The sequence below is a fragment of the Pseudomonas sp. Hz4 genome, from assembly GCF_054898165.1.
Genome location: NZ_CM142719.1, coordinates 5,115,410 through 5,139,136 on the forward strand (window position 1 = coordinate 5,115,410; position 23,727 = coordinate 5,139,136).

26 protein-coding genes and 1 riboswitch are annotated in these 23,727 nt (G+C 59.1%); of the genes, 15 read left to right on the forward strand and 11 right to left on the reverse strand.

Annotated elements, in window-relative coordinates; all coding sequences use genetic code 11:
* Positions 1 to 22: 22 nt before the first annotated feature.
* The gene (locus tag ACYZTR_RS23480; RefSeq protein ID WP_461974240.1) at positions 23 to 1,021 is read left to right on the forward strand and encodes a methyltransferase; all 999 of its coding nucleotides are present in this window, start codon (positions 23 to 25) and stop codon (positions 1,019 to 1,021) included.
* A 49-nt stretch (positions 1,022 to 1,070) separates the two neighbouring features.
* Positions 1,071 to 1,195: riboswitch (yybP-ykoY riboswitch) on the forward strand.
* A gap of 88 nt (positions 1,196 to 1,283) precedes the next feature.
* On the forward strand, positions 1,284 to 1,868 hold the full coding sequence (locus tag ACYZTR_RS23485; RefSeq protein ID WP_461974242.1) for a TMEM165/GDT1 family protein: 585 nt from the start codon (positions 1,284 to 1,286) through the stop codon (positions 1,866 to 1,868).
* A 63-nt stretch (positions 1,869 to 1,931) separates the two neighbouring features.
* Here the strand turns inward: ACYZTR_RS23485 and ACYZTR_RS23490 are convergent, their stop codons facing one another.
* On the reverse strand, positions 1,932 to 2,750 hold the full coding sequence (locus tag ACYZTR_RS23490) for a M48 family metallopeptidase (RefSeq protein ID WP_461974244.1): 819 nt from the start codon (positions 2,748 to 2,750) through the stop codon (positions 1,932 to 1,934).
* Between the two features lie 272 nt (positions 2,751 to 3,022).
* Here ACYZTR_RS23490 and ACYZTR_RS23495 point away from each other — a divergent pair, with 272 nt between their 5' ends.
* Entirely contained in the window at positions 3,023 to 5,164 is a 2,142-nt protein-coding gene (locus tag ACYZTR_RS23495) for a methyl-accepting chemotaxis protein (RefSeq protein ID WP_461974246.1), read from the forward strand.
* Positions 5,165 to 5,253: 89 nt separating this feature from the next.
* Here ACYZTR_RS23495 and ACYZTR_RS23500 read toward each other — a convergent pair whose 3' ends face one another.
* From ACYZTR_RS23500 to ACYZTR_RS23510, 3 genes are read right to left on the reverse strand one after another with little or no spacing between them, the layout of a single operon-like run.
* Positions 5,254 to 5,877, reverse strand: coding sequence for an SOS response-associated peptidase (locus ACYZTR_RS23500; RefSeq protein ID WP_461974248.1), 624 nt, complete (start codon positions 5,875 to 5,877; stop codon positions 5,254 to 5,256).
* A gap of 35 nt (positions 5,878 to 5,912) precedes the next feature.
* Positions 5,913 to 6,173 carry a putative signal transducing protein gene (locus ACYZTR_RS23505; RefSeq protein ID WP_461974250.1) on the reverse strand — a complete coding sequence of 87 codons (261 nt, stop codon included), beginning with the start codon at positions 6,171 to 6,173 and terminating at the stop codon, positions 5,913 to 5,915.
* 9 nt (positions 6,174 to 6,182) lie between these two features.
* On the reverse strand, positions 6,183 to 6,365 hold the full coding sequence (locus ACYZTR_RS23510) for a CPXCG motif-containing cysteine-rich protein (protein ID WP_461966071.1): 183 nt from the start codon (positions 6,363 to 6,365) through the stop codon (positions 6,183 to 6,185).
* 142 nt (positions 6,366 to 6,507) lie between these two features.
* Here ACYZTR_RS23510 and ACYZTR_RS23515 point away from each other — a divergent pair, with 142 nt between their 5' ends.
* Both ACYZTR_RS23515 and ACYZTR_RS23520 read left to right on the forward strand, forming a co-directional pair.
* The gene (locus ACYZTR_RS23515) at positions 6,508 to 7,671 is read left to right on the forward strand and encodes a 1-acyl-sn-glycerol-3-phosphate acyltransferase (RefSeq protein WP_449643068.1); all 1,164 of its coding nucleotides are present in this window, start codon (positions 6,508 to 6,510) and stop codon (positions 7,669 to 7,671) included.
* A gap of 202 nt (positions 7,672 to 7,873) precedes the next feature.
* Complete coding sequence (locus tag ACYZTR_RS23520) at positions 7,874 to 8,080, forward strand: hypothetical protein (protein WP_282379064.1); 207 nt, start codon at positions 7,874 to 7,876, stop codon at positions 8,078 to 8,080.
* Positions 8,081 to 8,157: 77 nt separating this feature from the next.
* Here ACYZTR_RS23520 and ACYZTR_RS23525 read toward each other — a convergent pair whose 3' ends face one another.
* Positions 8,158 to 8,742, reverse strand: coding sequence for a YajG family lipoprotein (locus tag ACYZTR_RS23525; RefSeq protein WP_449643069.1), 585 nt, complete (start codon positions 8,740 to 8,742; stop codon positions 8,158 to 8,160).
* 205 nt (positions 8,743 to 8,947) lie between these two features.
* Between ACYZTR_RS23525 and ACYZTR_RS23530 the strand changes: the two genes are divergently transcribed.
* Together ACYZTR_RS23530 and mqo are read left to right on the forward strand one after the other, a co-directional pair.
* A complete protein-coding gene (locus ACYZTR_RS23530) occupies positions 8,948 to 9,181 on the forward strand; it encodes a hypothetical protein (protein WP_461974253.1) in 234 nt (77 codons plus the stop codon).
* Positions 9,182 to 9,920: 739 nt separating this feature from the next.
* The gene (gene mqo / locus ACYZTR_RS23535; protein WP_461974255.1) at positions 9,921 to 11,429 is read left to right on the forward strand and encodes a malate dehydrogenase (quinone); all 1,509 of its coding nucleotides are present in this window, start codon (positions 9,921 to 9,923) and stop codon (positions 11,427 to 11,429) included.
* Between the two features lie 202 nt (positions 11,430 to 11,631).
* Here mqo and ACYZTR_RS23540 read toward each other — a convergent pair whose 3' ends face one another.
* The 3 genes from ACYZTR_RS23540 to ACYZTR_RS23550 form a co-directional block, all read right to left on the reverse strand.
* Positions 11,632 to 11,922: a PA4642 family protein gene (locus tag ACYZTR_RS23540; RefSeq protein WP_461974257.1), complete on the reverse strand. Its 291-nt coding sequence runs from the start codon at positions 11,920 to 11,922 to the stop codon at positions 11,632 to 11,634.
* Between the two features lie 63 nt (positions 11,923 to 11,985).
* Positions 11,986 to 12,471 carry a hypothetical protein gene (locus ACYZTR_RS23545; protein ID WP_461974259.1) on the reverse strand — a complete coding sequence of 162 codons (486 nt, stop codon included), beginning with the start codon at positions 12,469 to 12,471 and terminating at the stop codon, positions 11,986 to 11,988.
* An 85-nt stretch (positions 12,472 to 12,556) separates the two neighbouring features.
* Positions 12,557 to 13,114, reverse strand: coding sequence for a hypoxanthine-guanine phosphoribosyltransferase (locus tag ACYZTR_RS23550; protein ID WP_461974261.1), 558 nt, complete (start codon positions 13,112 to 13,114; stop codon positions 12,557 to 12,559).
* Between the two features lie 165 nt (positions 13,115 to 13,279).
* Between ACYZTR_RS23550 and upp the strand changes: the two genes are divergently transcribed.
* A complete protein-coding gene (upp, locus tag ACYZTR_RS23555) occupies positions 13,280 to 13,918 on the forward strand; it encodes a uracil phosphoribosyltransferase (RefSeq protein ID WP_131059473.1) in 639 nt (212 codons plus the stop codon).
* A gap of 2 nt (positions 13,919 to 13,920) precedes the next feature.
* Positions 13,921 to 15,195, forward strand: a complete 1,275-nt coding sequence (locus ACYZTR_RS23560; protein ID WP_461974263.1) for a uracil-xanthine permease family protein — start codon at positions 13,921 to 13,923, stop codon at positions 15,193 to 15,195.
* A gap of 43 nt (positions 15,196 to 15,238) precedes the next feature.
* Here the strand turns inward: ACYZTR_RS23560 and hemH are convergent, their stop codons facing one another.
* The gene (gene hemH, locus ACYZTR_RS23565) at positions 15,239 to 16,264 is read right to left on the reverse strand and encodes a ferrochelatase (RefSeq protein ID WP_461974265.1); all 1,026 of its coding nucleotides are present in this window, start codon (positions 16,262 to 16,264) and stop codon (positions 15,239 to 15,241) included.
* A gap of 13 nt (positions 16,265 to 16,277) precedes the next feature.
* On the reverse strand, positions 16,278 to 17,180 hold the full coding sequence (locus ACYZTR_RS23570) for a TIGR01777 family oxidoreductase (RefSeq protein WP_461974267.1): 903 nt from the start codon (positions 17,178 to 17,180) through the stop codon (positions 16,278 to 16,280).
* Between the two features lie 196 nt (positions 17,181 to 17,376).
* Here ACYZTR_RS23570 and ACYZTR_RS23575 point away from each other — a divergent pair, with 196 nt between their 5' ends.
* The 6 genes from ACYZTR_RS23575 to ACYZTR_RS23600 all read left to right on the forward strand — a co-directional run bounded on the left by ACYZTR_RS23575 (position 17,377) and on the right by ACYZTR_RS23600 (position 23,130).
* The gene (locus tag ACYZTR_RS23575) at positions 17,377 to 18,363 is read left to right on the forward strand and encodes an NAD(P)/FAD-dependent oxidoreductase (protein ID WP_461974269.1); all 987 of its coding nucleotides are present in this window, start codon (positions 17,377 to 17,379) and stop codon (positions 18,361 to 18,363) included.
* Positions 18,364 to 18,491: 128 nt separating this feature from the next.
* A complete protein-coding gene (locus ACYZTR_RS23580) occupies positions 18,492 to 19,451 on the forward strand; it encodes a YbgA family protein (protein WP_461974271.1) in 960 nt (319 codons plus the stop codon).
* Positions 19,452 to 19,461: 10 nt separating this feature from the next.
* On the forward strand, positions 19,462 to 20,403 hold the full coding sequence (locus ACYZTR_RS23585; RefSeq protein ID WP_461974273.1) for a MerR family transcriptional regulator: 942 nt from the start codon (positions 19,462 to 19,464) through the stop codon (positions 20,401 to 20,403).
* 34 nt (positions 20,404 to 20,437) lie between these two features.
* On the forward strand, positions 20,438 to 21,883 hold the full coding sequence (gene phrB / locus ACYZTR_RS23590) for a deoxyribodipyrimidine photo-lyase (protein ID WP_461979852.1): 1,446 nt from the start codon (positions 20,438 to 20,440) through the stop codon (positions 21,881 to 21,883).
* Between the two features lie 14 nt (positions 21,884 to 21,897).
* Entirely contained in the window at positions 21,898 to 22,677 is a 780-nt protein-coding gene (locus tag ACYZTR_RS23595; RefSeq protein WP_461974275.1) for an SDR family NAD(P)-dependent oxidoreductase, read from the forward strand.
* Between the two features lie 147 nt (positions 22,678 to 22,824).
* Positions 22,825 to 23,130 (forward strand): YkgJ family cysteine cluster protein, encoded by a 306-nt coding sequence (locus ACYZTR_RS23600; RefSeq protein ID WP_282378837.1) that lies wholly within the window; start codon positions 22,825 to 22,827, stop codon positions 23,128 to 23,130.
* A gap of 68 nt (positions 23,131 to 23,198) precedes the next feature.
* On the opposite strand, the gene ACYZTR_RS23605 is transcribed toward ACYZTR_RS23600, so the two are convergent.
* Positions 23,199 to 23,717: an acyloxyacyl hydrolase gene (locus ACYZTR_RS23605; protein WP_461974277.1), complete on the reverse strand. Its 519-nt coding sequence runs from the start codon at positions 23,715 to 23,717 to the stop codon at positions 23,199 to 23,201.
* Positions 23,718 to 23,727: the final 10 nt, after the last annotated feature.

Consider the following 23,727-nt stretch of genomic DNA (forward strand, 5'->3'; position numbering starts at 1 on the left):
CTTTTTTTCACAGGAGCAGAGTATGGATCCGCGCAGTGAAGTACTGCTTCGTCAGGCCGAGTTATTCCAGGGTTCGGTGCTGCTGGCCGGTTTGCCCGCCGATGACCTGCTGGGCCGTCTGCCCGACGCTCATGGCTGGTGCTGGCATGCCGGCGATCAAGCAGCGCTGGATGCCCGCTTCGCCGAGCGCAGCCATTTCGGTGTAACTGTACCGGAGCGCGCGTTCGACACCGCCGTGGTGTTTCTGCCCAAGTCCAAGGACCTGACCGACTACATCCTCAATGCCCTCGCCTCAAAACTGGCCGGTCGTGAACTGTATCTGGTGGGTGAAAAACGCAGCGGCATCGAAGGCGCGGCCAAGCAACTGAACCCCTTCGGCAAACCGCGCAAGCTCGACAGCGCGCGGCATTGCCAGCTCTGGCAGGTCACCGTGGCCACTGCACCAGAAGCCAAATCGCTGGAAAGCCTGGCCGAGACGTATGAGTTGCCGCTGGCCGAAGGTCCGCTGAAAGTCATCAGCCTGCCGGGCGTGTTCAGCCACGGGCGGCTGGATCGCGGTAGCGCGTTGCTGCTGGAACATCTCGACAAGTTACCGAGTGGCCATTTGCTCGACTTCGGTTGCGGCGCGGGCGTGTTGGGTGCGGCGGTCAAGCGGCGTTATCCACACAACCAGGTCACCTTGCTAGATGTGGATGCGTTTGCCGCTGCCAGCAGTCGATTGACATTGGCTGCCAACGGGCTGGAAGCAGACGTCATCACCGGTGACGGAATCGACGCCGCGCCCATGGGTTTGAGCGCGATTTTGAGCAACCCACCGTTCCATGTCGGCGTTCACACCGACTACTTCGCTACCGAGAACTTGCTGCGAAAAGCAGCAAAACATCTGAAAAACGGTGGCGAACTGCGCTTGGTGGCGAACAGCTTCCTGAAGTACCAGCCGCTGATCGAAGAGCACCTCGGGGTGTGCGCAATCAAGGCTGAGGGACAGGGTTTCAGAATCTATCGGGCCAAACGCGGCTAGGCCTTCTTTAAAAAAGAGGCTTGCCCAATCGGATTTGCCTAGGCAGAATCCGCTCCGTCCTAGGGGAGTAGTCTCCCACGAGCGCCATGCTCGTCCGGCATACGTCAACATACTTGGTCAACAGACCATGGCGTATGCGACCCAAGCGTCCGCATCAGACGGATCGCAGGGTTTGACAAGACCTATGACACGAACACCTTACCCGGGGCGGGAAGGCTGTACGTGTCATAGCCGTGTCGACCCGCCCCTTAGGAAAACCCTGATGCTGGATTCATTTCTCGTTCCCACCGCAATCGTTGCCTTGGCCGAAATCGGCGACAAGACGCAACTGCTCGCGCTCATTCTCGCCGCTCGCTTTCGCAAACCCTGGCCGATCATCGCCGGCATCGTTGCTGCAACCCTGGCCAACCATGCGGCAGCCGGTGCGGTAGGCGCCTGGGTTGGTAGTTTCTTCTCGAATGCGATGCTGCACTGGATCCTCGCCGCGAGTTTCACCGCGACGGCGTTGTGGACCCTGGTGCCGGACAAGCTGGACGACGACGAAGCCAGCACCGCCCGCAAGTTCGGACCGTTCCTGACCACGTTGATCGCGTTTTTCCTTGCGGAGATGGGCGACAAGACCCAGGTCGCCACCGTGATGCTCGCTGCGCAATACCCGGAACTGTGGCTGGTGATTATCGGCACCACCGTCGGGATGTTGATTGCCAACGTGCCGGTGGTTTTGGCGGGTAACTTTGCCGCGGATAAATTGCCGCTCACCCTGATCCGTCGCCTGGCGGCGTCGGCGTTCTTCATCCTCGCCATTGTCGCGGTGTACAAGGCGATGCAGAGCAGCGGCTGGGTTTAACTCGGGACACTGATCGTTCCCACGTCGAGGCGTCGAACCGTCCGCGTGGGATCGATCAGAGACTCAGGACTTTTTGGCTTTCTCGTACAGCGGCATGACTTTCGGAATCGCCGCTTGCAACGAAGCAACCCGACTGGCCGACGCCGGGTGCGTGCTCATGAACTCTGGCGACGAACCTTGCGAAGCCTTGCTCATCTTGTTCCACAAGGTGATCGCCGCGTTCGGGTTGTAGCCGGCGCGAGCGGCCAGTTCCAGGCCGATCAGGTCCGCCTCGTTTTCATTGGAACGACTGTTGGGCAAGGTCATGCCGTAGTTGGCCACGGTGTCCGCCAGCGCCAGGCTGCCCTGACCCAGACCGAACAAGGCACCGGCGCCCTGCTTGGCCATTTCGATGCCGTACGCTTTGGACATTGCTTCACGACCGTGCTCGCGCAGGGCGTGGGCGATTTCGTGGCCCATGATCGCGGCGATTTCATCGTCGGTCAGTTTCAGGCTGTCGATCAGGCCGGTGTAGAAAATGATCTTGCCGCCAGGCCCGCAGTTGGCATTGAGTTCGTCGCTCTTGATCAGGTTGACCTCCCACTTCCACTGGGCCGAATCCGGTCGGAAAATCGGCGCCTGGGCAATCAGCCGGTCGGCAATGGCCTGGACACGCTTGGCCTCGCTACTGGTCTTGTCCAGCACGCCTTTACTGCTCGCCTCGCCGACGGTCTTTTGATAAGACTGGGCGTACATCTGATTGACCTGATCGGTCGACAGCATGCTGAACATGTACTGTTTGCGCTCAACGCCCACTGCGCCACCGCTGGTGGTGTTGACCGACTGACAACCCGCGAGCAGCAGACCTGCGCTCAGCGCACACAAAACCAATGTCTTATTCATCAAAAATTTCTCTGAAAACATGCGGGGTATCCTAGGCGGTGAATTGTATCGGCGCCAGATACAACTGAGGTGTAGACGCACATTTCAGACAAAGCTCTCACGACTGTAGGAAAAACTCACCTAACAGCGCCCACCGCGGTCGATAACGGCCCGCAATGATTCATTTGCGACATCAACGCCTATAAAACAGCCAATTCGCCAAACCTCGCTCATGACCATCGACACTCCTGCCGATACAGCACCGCAGACGTCCTCTTGCGTGCGGAGCACCCATGAAATTCAAGTCGATCCAGTTTTCCGTGGCAGCCCTCGCCGGCGCCATCGTTCTTAGTGTCGTGGCTGCCCTGGTGCTGTACGCGCTGTTTTCCGGCGCCCGGACACAAGACATGGTCCAGGAGCGGACCCAGGCACAATTCGAACAAGTCATCGAACAGCGCCTGACGTCATTGGCGCAAACCCAGGTCAGCCAGATTCAGCGTGAGCTCGAAGCGCCCCTGCTGATTGCCGGCGGATTGGTGCGGGTCAACGCATTGATCGGCACACCGGGCGCCGATGGCCAGCCACAGTTGAGCCTGAGCCGTGAGCAATTGATCAGCCTGATCAAGGAAAACGTCACCAAGAACCCAAAAATTCTCGGCACCTACGTCGGTTGGGAAAAAAACGCTCTCGATCACAACGATGCGGCCTACGTCGACACCAAGGTGCTCGGCATCGACGCCAGCAACGGCCGCTTCCTGCCGTGGTGGTTCCGCAACGAAGATGGCAGCCTTGGCCTGGACAAACTGGTGGACGTCGACGACCAGAAAACCCTGTCCACCGGCGTGCGCGCCAGCGAGTACTACCTATGCTCGAAAGAAACCAAAAAATCCTGCGTGATCGATCCGGCGCCCTACAAGGTCGGCGACAAGATCGTCATGCTCGCCTCCTTTATTGAACCGATCATGCTCAACGGGGCCTTTCAAGGCATCGTCGGCGCCGACTTGTCGGTGAACTTCATTCAGGAAATGCTCCTCGGCGCGAACCAGAAATTGTACAGCGGCTCAGGTGTTATGGCCTTGATCGGCGGCAACGGCCGGATCGTTGCCTACACCAAGGACCCGAGCAAATTCGGCGAGAAAGTCAGCGACATCCTCGACAGCCAGCAGATCGCCAACATGGCCAATCTCAAGCGCGGCGAAGTCACCTATACCGTCGACAAGGCCCAGGGCCGGATCGAGTTGTACCTGCCGTTTGGCATCGGCCAGACCGACGCTCGCTGGACCCTCATGCTGCAACTGCCGTTGAACGCGGTGATGGCCGACCTGCAAACACTTCAGGGCGATCTGGACGCTCAGCGCAAGTCCGACACCTTTGGTATGGCCATGGTCGGTTTATTGATCGCGGGTATCGGTTTGCTGGTGATCTGGCTGGTGGGCCACGGCATTGCCCGGCCGCTGAAGCAGATGGTCGCCATGCTCGACGACATCGCTCAGGGCGAAGGCGACCTGACTCGCCGCCTGACCAGCGACCGCGCCGATGAACTGGGCTCGATTGCCAAAGGCTTCAACACCTTCCTGGCCAAGTTGCAGGCGATGATCACTCAGGTGGTGACGTCGGTGCAGAGCGTCAGCGACTCATCGGAACACACCGCCGACATCGCCATCCGCACCAACATTGGCGTGCATAAACAGATGGCCGAGATCGATCAGGTGGCCACGGCGGTGCAGGAAATGACCGCCACTGCCCAGGACGTGGCGCGCAACGCGACCCAGGCTGCGCAAGCCGCCAGCCATGCGGATAAGGCGGCGGCCCAGGGCATGCAGATTGTGCGCGATACGTCGAACTCGATCGGCGTACTGGCGGTGGAAATTGGCAAGGCCGTCAGCGTGGTACAGACCCTGGCCAAGGACAGCGAGAACATCAACGCAATCCTCACCGCCATTCGCGGAATCGCAGAACAGACCAACCTGCTGGCCTTGAACGCGGCCATTGAAGCGGCCCGTGCCGGTGAGCAGGGACGTGGTTTTGCGGTGGTGGCCGATGAAGTGCGCAATCTGGCGCAGAAAACTCAGAAAGCCACTGAAGAAATTCAGACCATGATTCAGCAGCTGCAACAAGGCACGCGCGATGTGGTGCGGGTGATGGAAGACAGCCAGAACCGCACCGACGAAAGCGTGCAGCATGCGGCGAAAGCGGCCGAGGCGCTGGAGACGATTACTCAGGCGGTGTCGGTGATCAACGACATGAACACGCAGATTGCCAGTGCAGCCGAGGAACAGAGCGCGGTGGCTGACGACATTAATCGAAATGTGATCAACATTGGGCAAGTGGCCAATGAAGTGGCTGGCGGAGCGGATGAATCGAGTGCGGCGAGTGCGGATTTGACCAAGTTGGCGGAACAGCAGCGGCGCTTGATTAATCAGTTCAAGGTCTGAGGCTCATGATCGTTCCCACGCTCTGCGTCACAGTGACGCGGAGCGTCCATGGCGGCATTCCCACGCGGAGCGTGGGAACGATCATTTGGTCAACCCGGAGTCAAACACTCCGGCGCATTCAGCTTCGGATCATTCACCAGATTCGCCAGCACCCGCTCGCGCAACGCCGCGGGCTCACTGGCGAGCAACGCCTGCAACGCATGCAATGGTGTTTCAGGATTCAGCCACGCCTCCTGCCCCATCGCATCGAGAATCAACGGCCGGCGCTGGCTCGCCGCCGGCTGCGTGATCACCGCTGTGCTAAGCCACACCTGCTCCTGCACCGGATACGCTTCCCAGATCGCTGCAAAGAACAGCGTCGAGCCCTCCCCTGGCGTCAACCAATACGGACGCTTACGAGTCGTGCCGCGCCACTCGTAAAAACCATTGGCTGGCAGCAGGCAGCGGCGTTCGCGCAGGGCCTGGCGAAACATCGGTTGTTCGGCGACGGTCTCGGCCCGGGCATGGGCTGGCGTGCGGGACAAATCGGTCAGCCACGGCGGCGTCAAACCCCAACGCGCCCGAGCCAACTCGCGCTGACCGTCAACGCCTGCACGCAGCATCAGCACCGAATCGTTGGGAGAAATATTCCACTGGGCCTGCTGATCGGCGGGGAAGCCAGGCAGGGCCGCGAAGGCGGGGTTCCAGCGAAACAGGGCATAACGTCCACACATGGGGCAACACGGCTCTCAATAAAACGAACGCCAGCCTAACAGACCAGCGTGCCGGGAAAACTGTCCGGTTCGTCGCCGGGCAGTGGCAGCGCGGCATTGTACGCGGTGATCAGCTCCCGGGCGTATTCGGCCTGGTCGTTATCCACCGACAAGCCCAGCAAGCCGTAAATCGGCAGTTCGCCGCTTCCACCGAGCAAATCACGCCCCACCAGATGCGCCTCGATGCCCTCGCTGGCCAGCATGCCTTGCAGCAACTCACCTTCCATCAGGTTTTCAGGCTCGTAGATTCGCTGCATAGACGCCCCTCACTCATTTTCGCTGAACACTTCGAGATGCCATTCCTCTCCGTGAACCTGCAACACAAACGTTATCGGCCGACAGCACACCTGACAGTCCTCGATATAGGTCTGATCGCCCCCGGACAGATCCACAGTTGTCTCAACCTCCTCACCACAATACGGACATTCATACTGCGCAGTTTCCAGCATCGCGGTCTCCCAGGTGACTTGTGCGTATAATCGCCGGTCTATTTGCAGGGCCATTTTTGTCTGGCTACCGCTTCAGACCGTGCCCTGTTGGTTTTCTATCAAAACCTTTACTTACCCTAGCCGTTTCTAACAAGAGAGCATGATGGGCGAATTCGATGCCATCCGACCGTACGACGACAGCGAAGTCCCAGCGGTGCTGGACCGGCTGCTCGGCGACAAGGCGTTTCTAGATATCCTCATCCACTTCCGCTTCCCGCGTTTTGCCGGTGCTTTCGGCTGGGCGCTCAAACCTCTTATAGCTCATCGGCTGCGCCGTGAGTTCGCTGGCATCACCTCCGTGGCCACGCTGCAGGATAAAGTCGAGATGTACGTCGACCACACCATCGAGCGCGCCACGGACGGTGTGACGTACACCGGCGTCGAGCAGTTCAAGTCCGGCAGCGCCTACCTGTTCATCGCCAACCACCGCGACATCGTGATGGACCCGGCCTTCGTCAACTACGCCGTATACCACGCCGGCCTGCCGACACCGCGCATCGCGATCGGCGACAACCTGCTGCAAAAGCCCTTCGTCAGCGATCTGATGCGCCTGAACAAAAGTTTCATCGTGCACCGTTCGATCACCGGTCGCCGCGAGAAAATGGCGGCGTATCAACTGCTGTCGGCCTACATCAACCACTCGATCCGCAACGATTGCGCCTCGATCTGGATCGCCCAGGCCGAAGGCCGGGCCAAGGACGGCGACGATCGCACCGAGTCGGCCATCCTCAAGATGTTCCACATGAGCCGCAAGGACGAGCCGTTCGGCGAGGTCATCCGCTCGCTGAACGTCACCCCGGTGTCGATCAGCTACGAATATGACCCGTGCGATCAAGCCAAGGCTCGCGAGCTGTTCATCCGCGCCAGCACCGGCAGCTACTGCAAAGTGCCGGGCGAGGACGACGTGAGCATCGCCAAGGGCATCACCGGCTACAAGGGCCGGGTCCACGTAAACTTCGCCTCGCCGATCACCGAGCTGTTCGACGACACCAAGCAATTGGCGATCGAAATGGACCGGCAGATCCTCGGCGGCTACCGCCTGTTCCCGGTGCACTACCTGGCCTATGCCCAATGGAAAGACGCCGACCCGCAATTGCAGGTCCCGAAAGCTGCTGAGGTGTTTGCGGCCGACGAACTGGCCAAAGCTCAGGAGCAATGGCAACAGCGTCTTGACGCTTGCCCGGAGGAACATCGTCCGTTCCTGGTGCTGCAATACGCGACGCCGGTGCGCAATCAATACCGGGTGAAAGCAGGTTTACCGCTGTAAAGTTTTCTAGCTGGATACGACAACGGCGCCTTGGGGTGCCGTTTTTATTGCTGCGATTTTCGCGAATTCTACCGAAAGCCTGCCCAGCTGCCCTGCCTTTGCGACAAATAACGAAACATCTGGCCAAATGCTGCCCTGTGTCACGGCTCCGTCATCTGTATACGCCAGTCTGGCGCCCCTCGAAACCGACACGGATACCGTCATGCTGCACGCCGAAAACCAGGATCGCCTCTACCTCATCGCCCAGAGCGACGAACAACAAAACCTTGTTGGCAGCCTCGCCTTTAACGTTCAGGACCGCCACTGGCTGGTGTATTGCGCGTTGAGTGGGCATCAACATGCGGATTTGCCGGAGACGGATTTGTTGACTGGGGTGAGCGTGCTGGATTTTTATTCGCAAGCGGCCTGACACCGCTGAACCCCTGTGCAGACATGAAAAAACCCGGGGCCATTGCTGGCACCGGGCTTTTTGAATCCAGCGAACGTTTATTCGCCGAGAATCTGACCAATCGTCGGGTCCTTGAACAGACGCGTCAACGCATCACTCAACACATCACTGACCAGCTTGGTATTGGTCTCCTGATTCGGTGCCATACCAAAACGCTGATCCAGGGACGCACCGTAACGACCGCTGTAACGACGGTTGGCATTCTGCACATCGGAGCGGAAGGTTGCGCCGATGGTCGCTTCCGTCACGTACATGCCTTCTTTAGGCGACTGATACTTCAGCTCGGCCAGGGTCACGGTCAACTGCGGTGCATTCATCCCGTTGGACACCGGGGTGAAACCCAGCAAACGCACGGCTGCCTCAGCCTGAGCCTGCAACTTCGGCAGGATCTGCGCGCCCTGCACGGTGATCGCGCTGGTCTCAGGGTACAGACCGCCACGGGTCCCCAGGGTTGGCGACGGACGACCGTCCACCACCCGCACCACAACCTGCTGGCCATGGCCAACCGGCGCCAGCTGAGTCGTCAGCTTGGGTTCCGGATTCAGTTGTTGCGGGCTGTGGGCGCAGCCGACAAGGGTCAAACTGGTCACAGTGATCAAACCGAACAACAGGCGTTGCAACATGCGCTTCTCTCCAGAATCAGGCACAAACAGGCCAGCAGTATAGCGGTGGGCCACTGCGGGTAACTAGCACCTCACAGTGAATACTGAAATCTCTGACAAACCCATCAGACCGCGGTTCCTGTCACACATCTGTCACCACCCATACACTTTCAAGTCACGGTCCACTGGCAACCTTCACAGCAGTCACCCCACAAGGTACTTTGCCATGCGCTACCTGAGCTTGCTGTTCACCCCACGCCCTCTGCATCGCTGCTTCGCCCTGCTCGACCGCTATGGCCACTGCCAGGCTTTCAAACAGTGCAGCCTCCAGCCCATGGGCGATAGCTGGGTCGAAATCGAAGAAATCCGTCTCACTTGGTTGCACCATCCCCTGCCCCCTGGCGCCCGTGTCAGCCAGCGCCAGCCACGTGCGCGGGCTCATCAGTGGTTGACCACCTGACCGAACGCCTAATAAAAGTCATTAAACACAACCATTTCCCTGCGTTTCTTCGCTACAATCTCCCCCCGATTATAAGGACGTCTCCTGATCGGGCCTCGCAGCATCGTCAATGCGCTTGTATTGACACCCCGCACCGCCCACAGAGAGCCGCCCACACAGATCGAGTGAAGCTGGCGCGCTTGCTGTTTCTTGAGCAAAACCCCCACTTTGCGCGAATCTGCAGAGCTGTCATTACGCTCGGTTACTGAGCTGTTTGCCCGTTTTGCCTGTCATGTATTCCATGGCGGCAATCCATCCGGGCACGGTGCCAGGCTGGGACAGCCCTTTTTTGAGGTTCACGTCTTCAAAAGAGCGTGAAAAAAACGGGTTTTCACAACTTCACAAGAGTGTGGCGAGCAAATGAATAGTTTTGCGTCTGAATATGCACCATTAGCGTCTGAAACAGCCCAACGACACAGGACCGAGTACGCCTCGAACACCGGCGCCTGAAGCCTGTCCGCTACGGATTTGGTTGCACAAACGGATGTATCGACCATAAGTCGAATTGCCAGCCGCGCGTTGAAGTGAGTTCATGTAACTCTTTTAGACCCGGTCGGTAGCGTCCGTCGAAGTTGCGAAAAATTGCGAAGATTCGGACGTGGCGATACTGCCATGGGTACCTGGGGCATCACTGACACGCCCCTGAACGCCTGGCAGCCATGCCGACAATTTGGTGCTGCAGATTTTGGAGACGCGTTAAATGGCGCATAACGAAGCAGTCGACGTAGTACTGGTTGGGGCCGGCATCATGAGTGCCACCCTCGCTGTACTGCTCAAAGAGCTCGACCCCGCGATCAAGCTGGAAGTCGTCGAGCTGATGGATTCCGGTGCCGCGGAGAGTTCGAACCCGTGGAACAACGCCGGTACCGGTCACGCCGGGCTGTGTGAGCTCAACTACACGCCGCAGGCCACCGACGGCACCGTCGACATCAAGAAAGCCGCGCACATCAACACCCAGTTCGAGGTGTCGAAGCAGTTCTGGTCCTATCTGACCAAGAAAAGCACGTTCGGCTCGTGCAAGACGTTCATCAGCCCGGTGCCGCACCTGAGCTTCGTGCAGGGCGACGATGGCGTTTCCTTCCTCAAGGAACGCTTCAAGACGCTGAGCAAGCACCACGCCTTCTCGGACATGGAATACACCGAAGACAAGGCCACCATGGCCGAGTGGATGCCACTGATGATGCCTGGCCGGCCGGCCGACGAAGTCGTCGCCGCCACCCGCGTGATGAACGGCACCGACGTCAACTTCGGCGCCCTGACCAATCAACTGCTCAAGCACTTGACCAGCGCACCTGATGCCCAGGTCAAGTACTGCAAGCGCGTGACCGGCCTCAAGCGTAACGACAGCGGCTGGACCGTCAGCATCAAGGACGTCAACAGCGGCAGCTCGCGTGACGTCGACGCGAAATTCGTGTTCCTCGGCGCCGGTGGCGCGGCATTGCCGCTGCTGCAAGCTTCGGGCATCGAAGAAAGCAAAGGCTTCGGCGGCTTCCCGATCAGTGGCCAGTGGCTGCGTTGCGACAACCCGGAAGTGGTCAAACACCACCAGGCCAAGGTTTACAGCCAGGCTGCGGTGGGTTCGCCGCCGATGTCGGTGCCGCACCTGGACACCCGCGTGGTCGACGGCAATAAGTCCCTGTTGTTCGGGCCTTATGCCGGCTTCACCACCAAGTTCCTCAAGCACGGTTCCTTCATGGACCTGCCGATGTCGGTTCGCGCCGGCAACATCGGCCCGATGCTGGCCGTGGCGAAAAACAACATGGACCTGACCAAGTACCTGGTCAGCGAAGTGATGCAGTCGATGGAACAGCGTCTGGACTCGCTGCGTCGCTTCTACCCTGAAGCGAAAGCCGAAGATTGGCGCCTGGAAGTGGCCGGCCAACGGGTGCAGATCATCAAGAAAGACCCGAAAAAGGGCGGCATTCTGCAGTTCGGTACCGAACTGGTCGCGGCCAAGGACGGCAGTCTTGCCGCCCTGCTCGGCGCTTCGCCAGGCGCGTCGGTGACCGTTTCGATCATGCTGGAACTGATCGAAAAGTGCTTCCCGAACAAAGCGTCTGGTGAGTGGGCTGCCAAGCTCGCGGAAATCTTCCCGGCTCGCGAAAAAGTTCTGGAAACCGATGCTGCGCTGTATCGCAAGCTCAACGTGCAGAACAACGTCGCGCTGGAACTGGTTGAAGCCAGCAACGAGACCGAAAGCTACGCTTGATTCGGCCGCATAAAAAACGCCCCGTTCTCATTGAGAGCGGGGCGTTTTTTTATGGGCGGTGAAACAATTTTTGTGGCGAGGGGATTTATCCCCGTTCGGCTGCGAAGCAGTCGCCAACCGATTCAACAGACTGGTCACAAGTGCGGGGCCGCTTCGCGACCCAACGGGGATAAATCCCCTCGCCACAGAGACCTGGATCACCTCAAATACTGCGAGCCTTTTCAATCAGTTGGATGTACTCGGCCGCGTTGCGCTGGTCCTTGATCAGGGCGACGAAGTCTTTGCCGTGCTCATCCTTGCCATCCAGATCAAACCCGGCCTCGACAAAGAACGTCAGAAAACGCTCGAAGTCATCGATGCGCAGGCCACGGTAGGCCTTGATCAGTTTGTGCAGCGACGGCGACGTGGCGTCGACCGGTTCGAAATCGAGGAACAGCTTGATCTGCTCATCGCCGATCTCGTCACCAATCACTTGCTTCTTATCTTTACGCATTGCCGACTCCAGCTCGCAGACATTTCACGGGGCGGGCAGTTTACCCCTCCCCGGGCACAGGGCTCAACGCGGACGAACGCTGCCTGTGTGCAGATCGGCCCAGATATGGCCGTTGGCGTAGCTGAGGAACTGGCAATACACCGTGTCATTGCGCAACAAGTCGATCACCACCCGGTACTGGGCCATCGGGTAGAAGAGCGTCAGGGTTTTGCTCTTATCGTCGTAAATCGGCTTTTTCAGGCTTTTGCTTTCGCCATCGAAGTTGACCAGCACCTGGGTGATGGTCGCGCCCTTGTTCAAGGATTTGCCCTTGAGACGGATCTGCAACGGTGACGTAACCGGAATCGGCTGCTGGTTGGACTGGCGTTGACTGCCGACCACCACCGAGTACTCGGTGACCTGCAACAGCTGTTGCTGCTCGGGTTCGGCGTCACGCAGGGTCAGGTCATCCGAAGGCAGGAACTGCGCGTGCATCGGCGCTGGCGCGGCAGCCAGAGGCAGGCTAAGAGTCAGCAACAGGGCGGCGCAGCTGCGGATCAAAAGACTCATGACAGGCTCCGGAGGGCGGGGCCGAGCACTCTAGCATGGGCGCTCCCACATGGATCTGTGAACACAGTTCCATGTGGGAGCGGGCTTACATGCCTTTAACGGCAAAAATCCCGTTGGCGTTACGCCAGTAGCCTTTGTAGTCCATGCCATAACCGAAGATGTAACGGTCGATGCATGGCAGGCCGACGAAATCGGCTTTCAGGTCCGGGCGAGCCTTGCGGTCGTGGTCCTTGTCGATCAGCACGGCGGTGCGCACTTTGCGGGCGCCCGCGTGTTTGCAGTAGTCGATGATCGCGCCCAGGGTGTGACCTTCATCGAGGATGTCGTCGATGATCAGCACATCACGGTCGAGGAACGAGACTTCCGGCTTGGCTTTCCAGAACAGGTCGCCGCCGCTGGTTTCGTTGCGATAACGGGTGGCGTGCAGGTAGGACGCTTCCAGCGGGAAGTTCAGATGGGTCAGCAGCTTGCCGGAGAAAATCAGCCCGCCGTTCATCACACAGAACACCACCGGATTGCTTTCCGCCATCTGATCGTTGATATGTGCACCGACACGGGCGATGGCCGCCTCGACTTCAGCTTCGGTGTACAGGCAGTCAGCCTCTCGCATGATTTGACGGATATGCTCGAGATCAGCAGGCATGGCGCTCTCCAGGGGGGTGACGGACTGAGGAAAAGCGGGCAAAGGTACGCATCCCTCACGGCCAGATCAAGCGTTTGTGGACTAACGTACTGTATGTCTATAGGACAACACCCTCGGATAGATTAATCTAGGCCGGTTTTTTTGCCCGCCGCCGGAGCCTTTCCCATGCCCATCCTCGAGATCCGCCATCCGCTGATCCGTCATAAACTTGGCCTAATGCGCCGCGCCGACATCAGCACAAAGAATTTTCGTGAGCTCGCTCAGGAAGTCGGCGCCCTGCTGACCTATGAAGCCACCAAAGACCTGCCGCTGGAATCCTACGATATCGAAGGTTGGTGCGGCACTGTGTCAGTCGAGAAAATCGCCGGCAAGAAAATTACCGTGGTGCCAATTCTGCGCGCCGGCATCGGCATGCTCGAAGGCGTGCTGAGCCTGATCCCGGGCGCCAAAGTCAGCGCCGTCGGTGTGGCCCGCAACGAGCAAACCTTGCAGGCCCACACCTACCTGGAAAAACTGGTTCCGGAAATCAACGAACGCCTGGCGATGATCATCGACCCGATGCTCGCCACTGGCAGCTCCATGGTCGCTACCATCGACCTGCTGAAAAAGGCCGGTTGCCGGGACATCCGCGCGATGGTGCTGGTTGCCGCGCCTGAAGGCATCGCTGCTGTAGGGAAAGCTCACCCGGACGTGATGATCTACACCGCCTCCATTGACGAGAAACTCAACGAACACGGTTACATCATCCCAGGCCTGGGCGATGCCGGTGACAAGATCTTCGGCACCAAGCAGAAGGACGCTTGAGCATGCAGGATGAGTTCAACGATCCGCTCTGGCGTACGGTACTGTCGGGTGCGCAGATGCTGTTCGTGGCCTTCGGCGCCCTGGTGTTGATGCCGCTGATTACCGGTCTCGACCCGAACGTGGCGCTGTTCACCGCCGGCTTGGGGACAATTCTGTTCCAGATCATCACCGGGCGTCAGGTGCCGGTGTTCCTGGCATCGAGCTTTGCCTTCATCACCCCGATCATCCTCGCCAAGGGCCAGTTCGGCCTCGCGGCGACCATGGGCGGCGTGATGGCGGCGGGTTTCGTCTACACCTTCCTCGGCCTTGCGGTGAAGATCAAAGGCACCGGTTTCATCGACCGTCTGCTGCCACCCGTGGTGATTGGCCCGGTGATCATCTCCATCGGCCTGGCCATGGCGCCGATTGCCGCTAACATGGCGATGGGCAAGGCGGACGATGGCACTGAGCTGATTCATTACCAAACGGCAATGTTGATCTCGATGCCAGCGCTGCTGACCACCCTGATCGTCGCGGTGTTCGGTAAAGGCATTTTCCGCCTGGTGCCGATCATCTCTGGCGTACTGGTGGGTTTTGCGATGGCGTTCTATTTTGGCGTAGTTGACACCGCAAAGATTGCCGCCGCTCCGTGGTTTGCCATTCCGCAATTCACCGCGCCTGAATTCAACTGGCAGGCGATTCTGTTCATCGTTCCGGTCGCCCTGGCGCCGGCTATCGAGCACATCGGCGGCGTGATTGCAGTCGGTAGCGTGACCGGTCGCGATTACCTGAAGAAACCCGGCCTGCATCGCACCCTGCTCGGCGATGGCATTGCCACCACCGCGGCGGGACTGTTTGGCGGTCCACCCAACACCACCTACGCCGAAGTGACGGGCGCGGTGATGCTGACCAAGAACTACAACCCGAAGATCATGACCTGGGCGGCGATTTTCGCCATCAGCCTGGCGTTCGTCGGTAAGTTCGGCGCGCTGCTGCAAAGCATTCCGGTGCCGGTGATGGGCGGGATCCTGTGCCTGTTGTTTGGCTCGATCGCCGCGGTGGGCATGAACACGCTGATACGCCACAAGATCGACCTGGGCGAAGCGCGCAATCTGGTGATCGTGTCGGTGACCCTGGTGTTCGGGATTGGCGGCGTACTGGTCGGCACTGGCACAGGGCCGGACGACTTCGGCCTCAAAGGCATCGCGCTGTGCGCGGTGACAGCGATTGCGCTGAACCTGTTGCTGCCGGGTAATGACAGCTGGAAGCACAAAAAAGCGAATGAATCGTTGCTGTAACAGGCGACTCTGATCCTTCCCACGCTCTGCGTGGGAACGATCATCAGAGGGCCAACGGGGCCCTTTCGCACAAGATGTTCAACGCCCGCGCCCACTGCAGATCATCGTTAAGGCACGGCACCAGCACCAACTCCTCCCCTCCGGCTTCGCGAAACAGCTCCAACCCGCGATCACCGATCTCTTCCAGCGTCTCAATGCAATCGGCGACGAATGCCGGGCACATCACCAGCACTTTCTTCACGCCCATTCCAGCCAACTCATCGAGGCGTGCTTCGGTGTAGGGTTCGATCCATTTAGCTCGACCCAGTCGCGACTGAAATGACACCGACCACTTGCCGTCTGCCAAGCCCATGCGCTTGGCAAACTCGGAGGCGGTGCGCAGGCACTGGGCGCGGTAACAGGTGGCCAACACTTCGGGGGATGCGTTCTTGCAGCAGTCTTCATTCTTGAAGCAATGCTGCCCGGTCGGATCGAGCTTGGTCAGGTGCCTTTCCGGCAAACCGTGAAAACTCAGCAGCAGGTGATCGTGATCCTGCTCCAAATAAGGCCTGGCACTGGCGACCAGCGCATCGAGGTATTCCGGCTGATCGTAGAACGGCTGGAGAATTGAGAACTGTACGTCGAGCTTCTTCTCGCGCACCACTCGTTTGGCTTCTTCGATCACCGTCGTCACGGTGCTGTCAGCGAACTGTGGATAAAGCGGCGCGAGAGTGATTTTTTTGTGGCCCAGGGCGGCCAGCTGCACCAATTTCGACTCAATCGACGGTTCACCGTAACGCATCGCCAACTCCACCGGACCGTGGGTCCACTGGGCAGTCGTGGCCTGTTGCAGGCGACGGCTGAGCACCACCAGTGGCGAGCCCTCCTTCCACCAGATCGAGGCGTAGGCGTGGGCTGACTGCTCCGGGCGTTTGAACAGGATCAGCGACACCAACAAACGTCGCACCGGCCATGGCAGGTCGATCACATACGGGTCCATCAGAAACTGATTGAGGTAACTGCGCACATCCGCCACCGAGGTGGAGGCCGGTGAGCCCAGATTGACCAGAAGCAATGCGTGATCGGTCATGCAACGTCCTATTTCAAAGGCGGCTGGAAAGGTCGTCCAGGGCCGCGCGCAAATCAGTGAATTGGAAAGAGAAACCCGCTTCCAGCAAGCGATCCGGTACGGCCTTCTGGCCGCCCAGCAACAGCAATGACAATTCGCCCAGGCACACCTTTAAAGCCAGGGCGGGCATGGGCATGAACGTCGGGCGGTTCAGCACGCTGCCCAACGTCTTGGCGAACTCGCGATTGCGCACCGGCGTGGGCGCGCAGGCATTATAAGGACCGCTGGCGTCTTTCTGATGCAGAAGAAAATCAATCAGGGCGATTTGATCGTTGATATGGATCCACGGCATCCACTGCCGGCCATTGCCGATAGGCCCGCCCAGTCCCAGTTTGAACGGCAGCAACAGCCGCGACAAAAAGCCGCCCTCGGCCGACAACACCAGCCCGGTACGAATAAGGATCACGCGAATGCCCAAGGCTTCGGCACGCTGGGCGGTTTCCTCCCACGCGATGCACAACTGGCTGGCGAAATCATCGATGACCGGTGGAGATTTCTCGGTCAATTCCCGCTCGCCCCCATCGCCGTACCAACCAATGGCAGATCCGGAGATCAATACCTGCGGTTTTTGCTCGCGGGTTTCGAGCCAGGCCAGCAGCGTTTCGGTCAGGGCGATTCGGCTACTCCACAACAGCGCTTTGCGTTTGGTTGTCCAAGGCCGATCGGCAATCGGTGCGCCCGCCAGATTTACAATCGCATCGATCGGTTCCGGGCCGAGGTCTTCAAGCCGGGCAACACCACGCACCTGGGTACCGCCTATTTTCGCGACTTTTTCAGGACTTCGACTCCAGACCGCCAGACGATGGCCCTGACTCAACCAGTGTCGGCAGAGCTGACGTCCTATCAAACCAGTACCGCCGGTCAGCAATATGTGCATGACTTCTTCCTCGCGTGGCGTTTTACCTTGATCACTAGTCTATTTTTATAAGCAGGGATCTTTGGTATCGGGCAGGCTCTGTGTTTAACAATAGGCCAAGCTGTCAGAATGAGAACGCTAAAAGTTATACCAAAAAACAATATTGTACAGGTTTCATCCACGGCGTAGTCTGTACAGAAAGGTAAACGAGGCCCCTATGACTGTACCTATCGCAATCATCGGCACCGGCATCGCCGGGCTCTCAGCCGCCCAGGCCCTGACAGAAGTCGGGCACATCGTTCAACTTTTCGATAAAAGCCGTGGCAGCGGTGGACGCATGTCGAGCAATCGCAGCGATGCGGGTGCCCTGGACATGGGCGCCCAGTATTTCACTGCCCGCGACCGTCGCTTCGTCACCGAGGTCCAGCGCTGGCAAACCAACGGATGGGTCGCTGAGTGGACGCCGCAGCTCTACACCTACCACGGTGGCCAGCTCAACCTATCGCCGGACGAACAGACTCGCTGGGTCGGCACGCCACGTATGAGCGCGATTACCCGCGGCCTGCTCGGCGATCTGGAAGTGCATTTCGCCTGCCGGATCACCGAAGTCTATCGTGGCGAAGAGCACTGGCATTTGCAGGACGCCGAAGGTTTCACCCACGGCCCGTTCAGTCATGTAGTGATCGCCACGCCGGCGCCACAGGCGACTGCACTGCTGGCCTCGGCATCGAAACTCGCCGGTGCCGCCGCCGGGGTAAAAATGGACCCGACCTGGGCTGTCGCGCTGGCGTTCGAGACACCGCTGGATACACCCATGGAAGGCTGCTTCGTGCAGGACAGCCCGCTCGACTGGCTGGCTCGCAACCGCAGCAAACCAGGACGTGACAACAGGCTGGACACCTGGGTCCTGCACGCCACCAGCGCTTGGAGCCGGCAACATATCGACCTGTCCAAAGAAGCCGTGATCGAGCAATTGCACGGTGCATTTGCCGAACTGCTGCACAGCGCCATGCCTGCTCCGACCTTCAGCCTTGCTCACCGCTGGCTCTATGCCCGACCCGCCAGCAGCCATGAATGGGGAGCCCTGGCCGATGCCGATCTGGGCTTGTATGTGTGTGGCGACTGGTGCTTGTCCGGACGCGTCGAAGGCGCGTGGCTCAGCGGCCAGGAAGCCGCCCGCCGCTTGCATGCGCATCTGCAGTGAACTGCAGCGCCTACAGGGGCGACGATAAAACTTATACAAATAATTTGACTTGTACACCTTTGAATCTATGATGAAACCATGTTGTACAGAATCAACACTCTGTACAGGTCTAGACTCGAGGTACTCCGATGCCACACGCCCCCGTGAAACCGAAAATCGCCATCAGCGCCTGCCTGATGGGCGCAGAAGTGCGTTACAACGGCGGGCACAAGGCGTCGCGGCTGTGTAGTCGCACCCTCACTGACTATTTTGATTTCGTCCCGGTATGCCCCGAAGTCGCCATCGGCCTCGGCATTCCTCGGGAGCCAATCCGGCTGGTTGGCGATCCTGAACATCCCGAGGCTGTCGGCACGGTCACCCCTGAGCTCAATGTCACCGTGCCGCTGGCCGAGTATGGTCAGAAAATGGCCGCGGAACTGACCGATATCTGCGGTTACATCTTCATGCAGAAATCCCCGTCATGCGGCCTGGATCGGGTCAAGGTCTACCACGCCAACGGCGCGCCGGTTGACGGGGGTGGCCGTGGCATCTACGCCCAAGCGTTCTGCGCGCTGCATCCGGATTTACCGGTGGAAGAAGACGGCCGGCTCAACGACCCGGTGCTGCGAGAAAACTTCCTCACCCGCGTGTTCGCCTACAGCGCCTGGCAGCAGTTGTTGAATGAAGGCCTGACCCGCCGTGGCCTCACGGACTTTCACTCGCGCTACAAATACCTGCTGATGGCCCACAACCCGGTGCAATACAAAACCCTGGGTAACCTGCTGGGCAACATGGGCCAGACCGACCCGAACGAACTCGGTCCACACTATTTCAGCGAGCTGATGGCGGCCTTGAAAAAATGCGCCACGCGCCGCACCCACACCAATGTCTTGCAACACATCAGCGGCTATCTCAAACAGACGATCAGCCCTGAAGACAAACAGGAGGTGCAGCACGTCATCGGCCAGTACCGCCACGGCATCGTACCGCTGGTGGTGCCTTTGACGCTGCTCAAACACTACTTCCGTCACCACCCGGATCCGTACATTGCGCAACAGGTTTACCTGCAGCCGCATCCGGAAAATCTCAGTCTGCGAAACGCGATCTAATGACAATCTAATGAAAAGCCCACTCGACACCAGCGCCAGTGAAGACCTCGGCGACGACTTTAAAAAGGCTCTGGATGAAGGCTGGCTACCGATCCGTGAAGTGGCCCGGCAGACCGGCGTCAACGCCGTCACCCTGCGCGCCTGGGAACGGCGTTATGGCCTGATCGTGCCGCAACGCACGCCCAAAGGTCATCGGCTGTTCTCGGCCGAACACGTTCAACGCATTCTGACGATCCTTACCTGGCTCAACCGTGGCGTGGCCGTCAGCCAGGTCAAGCAACTGCTCGACACCCCGCAGGCCTTTACCGAATCCTTCGAAAACGATTGGCAAGTGCTGTGCAATACGCTGCTGCAAGCAGTCACTCAACTGAACGAACGCACCCTCGATGACACCGTCAATCAGGCCATGGCGCTGTATCCACCGCGCACCTTGTGCCGACAACTGCTGATGCCGTTGCTGGCTGAACTGGAGCAACGCTGGCAAGGCCAGTTCGGCGCGCAGATGGAGCGGGTGTTTTTTTACTCCTGGTTACGCAGCAAATTTGGCGCGCGCATCTACCATAACAACCGTCAGTTACGTACCGCGCCACTGTTGTTGATCAATCACTCAGACCTGCCACTTGAACCTCACCTGTGGCTGACCGCCTGGCTGATCAGCAGCGCCGATTGCCCGGTGGAGGTTTTCGACTGGCCACTCCCCGCAGGCGAACTCGCGCTGGCGGTCGATCACCTGCAAGCTCGCGGCGTACTGCTGTATTCCAGCAAAGCCATGAATCTTTCGCAGCTGCCGAAACTTTTGAATGGTGTCAGTTGCCCAAAAATGATTGCCGGCCCAACGGTATGCATCCACCACGCCGAGTTGTCCGCACGAACGGTCAAGATTACTGATTTGTTCCTGGCTGAAGATCCGTTAGCGGCTCATCAGGACCTGGTTCAGCGCGGGCTTATTTAATGGCGATTTTTTTATGAATAGTGCGGATACCACCCTGCAATTGATCTGGCTGCGCAGCGACTTGCGCCTACACGACAACACCGCCCTCTCGGCCGCTGCAGCCCGCGGCCCGACTGTGGCGGTGTATCTGCTGAGCCCTGAACAATGGCTGGAGCACGATGACGCGCCATGCAAAGTGGATTTCTGGCTGCGCAACCTGAACGAGTTAAGCCGCGCGTTGGGCGAGTTGAACATTCCCCTGTTGATCCGTAAGGCACCTCGCTGGGATGAAGCACCCCAGGTCGTGCTCGATCTGTGCCAGCAGTTGAACATCGACGCGGTACACGTCAACGAGGAATACGGCATTCATGAAAGTCGTCGTGACACAGCCGTGGCCGAAACGCTGAAAGCCAATGGCATAGAATTTTATAGCTACCTTGATCAACTGCTGTTCAAACCGGGCAGCGTGCTGACTAAGACGGGTACTTACTTTCAGGTGTTCAGCCAGTTCCGCAAGGTGTGCTACGACCGCCTGCGTGGGTCGTTACCGAGGCGGGTCTCAGCACCCGCCGTGCAGGCGCCGCTGGCGATCAGCAGCGACAGGATCCCATTAAACGTTGAAGGTTTCGCAACGCCCAGCGACAGCTTGCGCAGTCTTTGGCCTGCCGGTGAAGCCTGCGCCCGACGCCGCCTCGACACCTTCGCCGATGCCCAGATCGACTACTACAAAAACGAACGCGACTTCCCGGCCAAACCCGGCACCAGTCAGCTTTCGGCTTATCTCGCCGCCGGCATAATTTCCCCCCGTCAGTGTCTGCACGCCGCGCTGCAAAGCAATCAGGGCGAGTTCGAAAGTGGCAAGGTCGGCGCCGTCACCTGGGTCAACGAATTGCTGTGGCGCGAGTTCTACAAACACATTCTGGTGGGTTACCCACGGGTCTCCCGTCACCGCGCGTTCCGCCCGGAAACCGAAGCCCTGGCCTGGCGCGATGCACCGGACGAACTCGCGGCCTGGCAGGAGGCTCGCACCGGTTTGCCGATTATCGACGCGGCGATGCGCCAATTGCTCGAAACCGGCTGGATGCACAACCGCCTGCGCATGGTCGTGGCGATGTTCCTGACCAAGAATCTGCTGATCGACTGGCGTGAAGGCGAGCGCTTTTTCATGCGTCATCTGATCGATGGCGACCTGGCGGCGAACAACGGTGGCTGGCAGTGGAGTTCTTCCACCGGCACCGATTCAGCGCCCTACTTCCGGATTTTCAACCCGCAGAGCCAGTCGGAAAAATTCGACAGCGAAGGGCTGTTCATCAAGCACTGGCTGCCGGAACTGGCCGGGCTGAATCAGAAGGAAGTGCACAACCCGGCGAACGTCGGCGGGTTGTTCGGCGCGGTGGATTATCCATCGCCGATCGTCAATCTGAGCACCTCTCGCCAACGGGCCCTGGCCGCGTTCAAGAACCTGCCATCGAGACAAAATACCGGGCGATTGCCTGAATGAATAGGAGAATGGGATTGAGTTTTACACCTCCACGGCGATACTGGTTGACTGGCGCCAGCAACGGCATTGGTGCCTCGCTGGCCGAAGAAATACTGAAAACCGGCGCTCACCTCGCGGTGAGTTCTCGCTCGGTGGCTTCACTCAAAGTCTTGTCCCAGCGTTATCCGGGGCAAGTGCTGGTGGTGGCCGGTGACCTGACCAACAGCCAGACCGTGCGAGAAATCGGCGAGCAGATTGCGCAGCACTGGGGAACGCTGGACACGGTGATCCTCAACGCCGGCACCTGCGAATACGTCGACGTTCAGCAGTTCGATTCGTCGATCGTCGAACACGTGGTGCGCACCAACCTGCTTGCCAGCAGCTATTGCATCGAAGCCGCCCTGCCACTATTACGCGCCGGCATTACGCCGCATCTGGTGGGTGTCGCCAGCTCGGTAACCTACCTGCCGCTGCCGCGGGCCGAGGCCCATGGTGCCTCAAAGCCCGGGCTGCGATACCTGTTCGAGTCGTTGCGTATTGATCTTGCACCTGAAGGCATCGAAGTCACCGTGGTCAGCCCAGGGTTTGTCGAGACGCCGCTGGCGGCGGAAAACGTCTCCATGCCACTCAGCTGGCCGGCGGACAAAGCTGCGCGACACATTTTCGCCGAACTCAAGAACCGTCAGCCGGAGATAGCCTTGCCGGCGTTGTTCATGGCCGCTCTCTGGCCACTGCCGACAATATCCAACCGGGGGAAACTGGCGATCGGCAAACGCATGGTGCGCAGCAATCCGCCGATCAAGGATCAGCCGTAAAAATCGCCAATGTCGGTAGCGGCAGCTCGGGGCTGACCGCACCTGCCTGCTGAATCGCAGCCATGCGATCACCCTGTTCGAACCCGGCGACTAAGCGTCCGTCAGGCCTTTCACACAGTCGCGGCCCACTGCCTTACACTGCGAGCCATGAAAACCATTCCCCACACGCAAATCGCCGAACCGGTGGTCACTTGCTCGACCTGCGCAGCCTGCTGCTGTCAGCTCGAAGTCATGCTGATCACCGACACAGGCGTGCCCGAACGTTTTATCGATACCGATGACTGGGGTGGGGAAGTCATGTTGCGTCTGGATGACGGCTGGTGTGCTGCGCTGGATCGCAACACCATGATGTGCACCATCTACGAGAAACGCCCGCTGATCTGCAGGGAGTTCGAGATGGGCGCACCGGAATGCATCGACGAACGCCAGGGGATTACTACGGCGTATCGCTGAAGTCGACGTTATCGGAGTACAAATAGATGTGGGAGCGAGCTGGCTCCCACATTGATTGTGCAGTGTGCTTAGAGCGGCATCGTGTAATGCAGCGCGTAGCTTTCTACACCATTGTTCGGGCTGCTGAGCCCGGCATTGGAATAGTGCGTCGCACGAATCCCGACTTCATGTCCGCCCGCAAAGCGCAGCCCAAAACCGAACCGGTCTTCGAACTGAAAGGCATTGCCCAGGTTGTTGTTTTCGACTTCGGTATTGGCGAACACTGCCACGCCAACCCCCAACTCCAGGTAGGGTTTGACGGTCTGCCCGGCAAACTCGTAAACCAGCACCGGCGAGAACGAAAGGCTGTGGTTGCTGGTGGTCTTGTCACCTTCCCAATAGGTGTAGGCACCGCTCCAGTAACCGGTCAAACGACCAACATCACTCTGCAACCAGCTCTTGTCCCAATCGAATTGCATGCCCAGTCGATAAGTCATGGTCGACTCGCTGGTCTGACCGACCGCGAACTCCACACCTGCCGCCTGTGCGGTAAAACTGTGCCCCATCAATGTGGCCGCAATCGCGGCCAAGCAGAATAGTCGCTTCATTAGAAACATC

What these genes read in the sequence shown, in the direction of transcription:
- ACYZTR_RS23480 (WP_461974240.1), top strand. Translation starts at nt 23, where the DNA reads ATGGATCCGCGCAGTGAAGTACTGCTTCGTCAGGCCGAGTTATTCCAG.
- ACYZTR_RS23485 (WP_461974242.1), top strand. Translation starts at nt 1,284, where the DNA reads ATGCTGGATTCATTTCTCGTTCCCACCGCAATCGTTGCCTTGGCCGAA.
- ACYZTR_RS23490 (WP_461974244.1), bottom strand. Translation starts at nt 2,750, where the DNA reads ATGAATAAGACATTGGTTTTGTGTGCGCTGAGCGCAGGTCTGCTGCTC.
- ACYZTR_RS23495 (WP_461974246.1), top strand. Translation starts at nt 3,023, where the DNA reads ATGAAATTCAAGTCGATCCAGTTTTCCGTGGCAGCCCTCGCCGGCGCC.
- ACYZTR_RS23500 (WP_461974248.1), bottom strand. Translation starts at nt 5,877, where the DNA reads ATGTGTGGACGTTATGCCCTGTTTCGCTGGAACCCCGCCTTCGCGGCC.
- ACYZTR_RS23505 (WP_461974250.1), bottom strand. Translation starts at nt 6,173, where the DNA reads ATGCAGCGAATCTACGAGCCTGAAAACCTGATGGAAGGTGAGTTGCTG.
- ACYZTR_RS23510 (WP_461966071.1), bottom strand. Translation starts at nt 6,365, where the DNA reads ATGCTGGAAACTGCGCAGTATGAATGTCCGTATTGTGGTGAGGAGGTT.
- ACYZTR_RS23515 (WP_449643068.1), top strand. Translation starts at nt 6,508, where the DNA reads ATGGGCGAATTCGATGCCATCCGACCGTACGACGACAGCGAAGTCCCA.
- ACYZTR_RS23520 (WP_282379064.1), top strand. Translation starts at nt 7,874, where the DNA reads ATGCTGCACGCCGAAAACCAGGATCGCCTCTACCTCATCGCCCAGAGC.
- ACYZTR_RS23525 (WP_449643069.1), bottom strand. Translation starts at nt 8,742, where the DNA reads ATGTTGCAACGCCTGTTGTTCGGTTTGATCACTGTGACCAGTTTGACC.
- ACYZTR_RS23530 (WP_461974253.1), top strand. Translation starts at nt 8,948, where the DNA reads ATGCGCTACCTGAGCTTGCTGTTCACCCCACGCCCTCTGCATCGCTGC.
- mqo (WP_461974255.1), top strand. Translation starts at nt 9,921, where the DNA reads ATGGCGCATAACGAAGCAGTCGACGTAGTACTGGTTGGGGCCGGCATC.
- ACYZTR_RS23540 (WP_461974257.1), bottom strand. Translation starts at nt 11,922, where the DNA reads ATGCGTAAAGATAAGAAGCAAGTGATTGGTGACGAGATCGGCGATGAG.
- ACYZTR_RS23545 (WP_461974259.1), bottom strand. Translation starts at nt 12,471, where the DNA reads ATGAGTCTTTTGATCCGCAGCTGCGCCGCCCTGTTGCTGACTCTTAGC.
- ACYZTR_RS23550 (WP_461974261.1), bottom strand. Translation starts at nt 13,114, where the DNA reads ATGCCTGCTGATCTCGAGCATATCCGTCAAATCATGCGAGAGGCTGAC.
- upp (WP_131059473.1), top strand. Translation starts at nt 13,280, where the DNA reads ATGCCCATCCTCGAGATCCGCCATCCGCTGATCCGTCATAAACTTGGC.
- ACYZTR_RS23560 (WP_461974263.1), top strand. Translation starts at nt 13,921, where the DNA reads ATGCAGGATGAGTTCAACGATCCGCTCTGGCGTACGGTACTGTCGGGT.
- hemH (WP_461974265.1), bottom strand. Translation starts at nt 16,264, where the DNA reads ATGACCGATCACGCATTGCTTCTGGTCAATCTGGGCTCACCGGCCTCC.
- ACYZTR_RS23570 (WP_461974267.1), bottom strand. Translation starts at nt 17,180, where the DNA reads ATGCACATATTGCTGACCGGCGGTACTGGTTTGATAGGACGTCAGCTC.
- ACYZTR_RS23575 (WP_461974269.1), top strand. Translation starts at nt 17,377, where the DNA reads ATGACTGTACCTATCGCAATCATCGGCACCGGCATCGCCGGGCTCTCA.
- ACYZTR_RS23580 (WP_461974271.1), top strand. Translation starts at nt 18,492, where the DNA reads ATGCCACACGCCCCCGTGAAACCGAAAATCGCCATCAGCGCCTGCCTG.
- ACYZTR_RS23585 (WP_461974273.1), top strand. Translation starts at nt 19,462, where the DNA reads ATGAAAAGCCCACTCGACACCAGCGCCAGTGAAGACCTCGGCGACGAC.
- ACYZTR_RS23600 (WP_282378837.1), top strand. Translation starts at nt 22,825, where the DNA reads ATGAAAACCATTCCCCACACGCAAATCGCCGAACCGGTGGTCACTTGC.
- ACYZTR_RS23605 (WP_461974277.1), bottom strand. Translation starts at nt 23,717, where the DNA reads ATGAAGCGACTATTCTGCTTGGCCGCGATTGCGGCCACATTGATGGGG.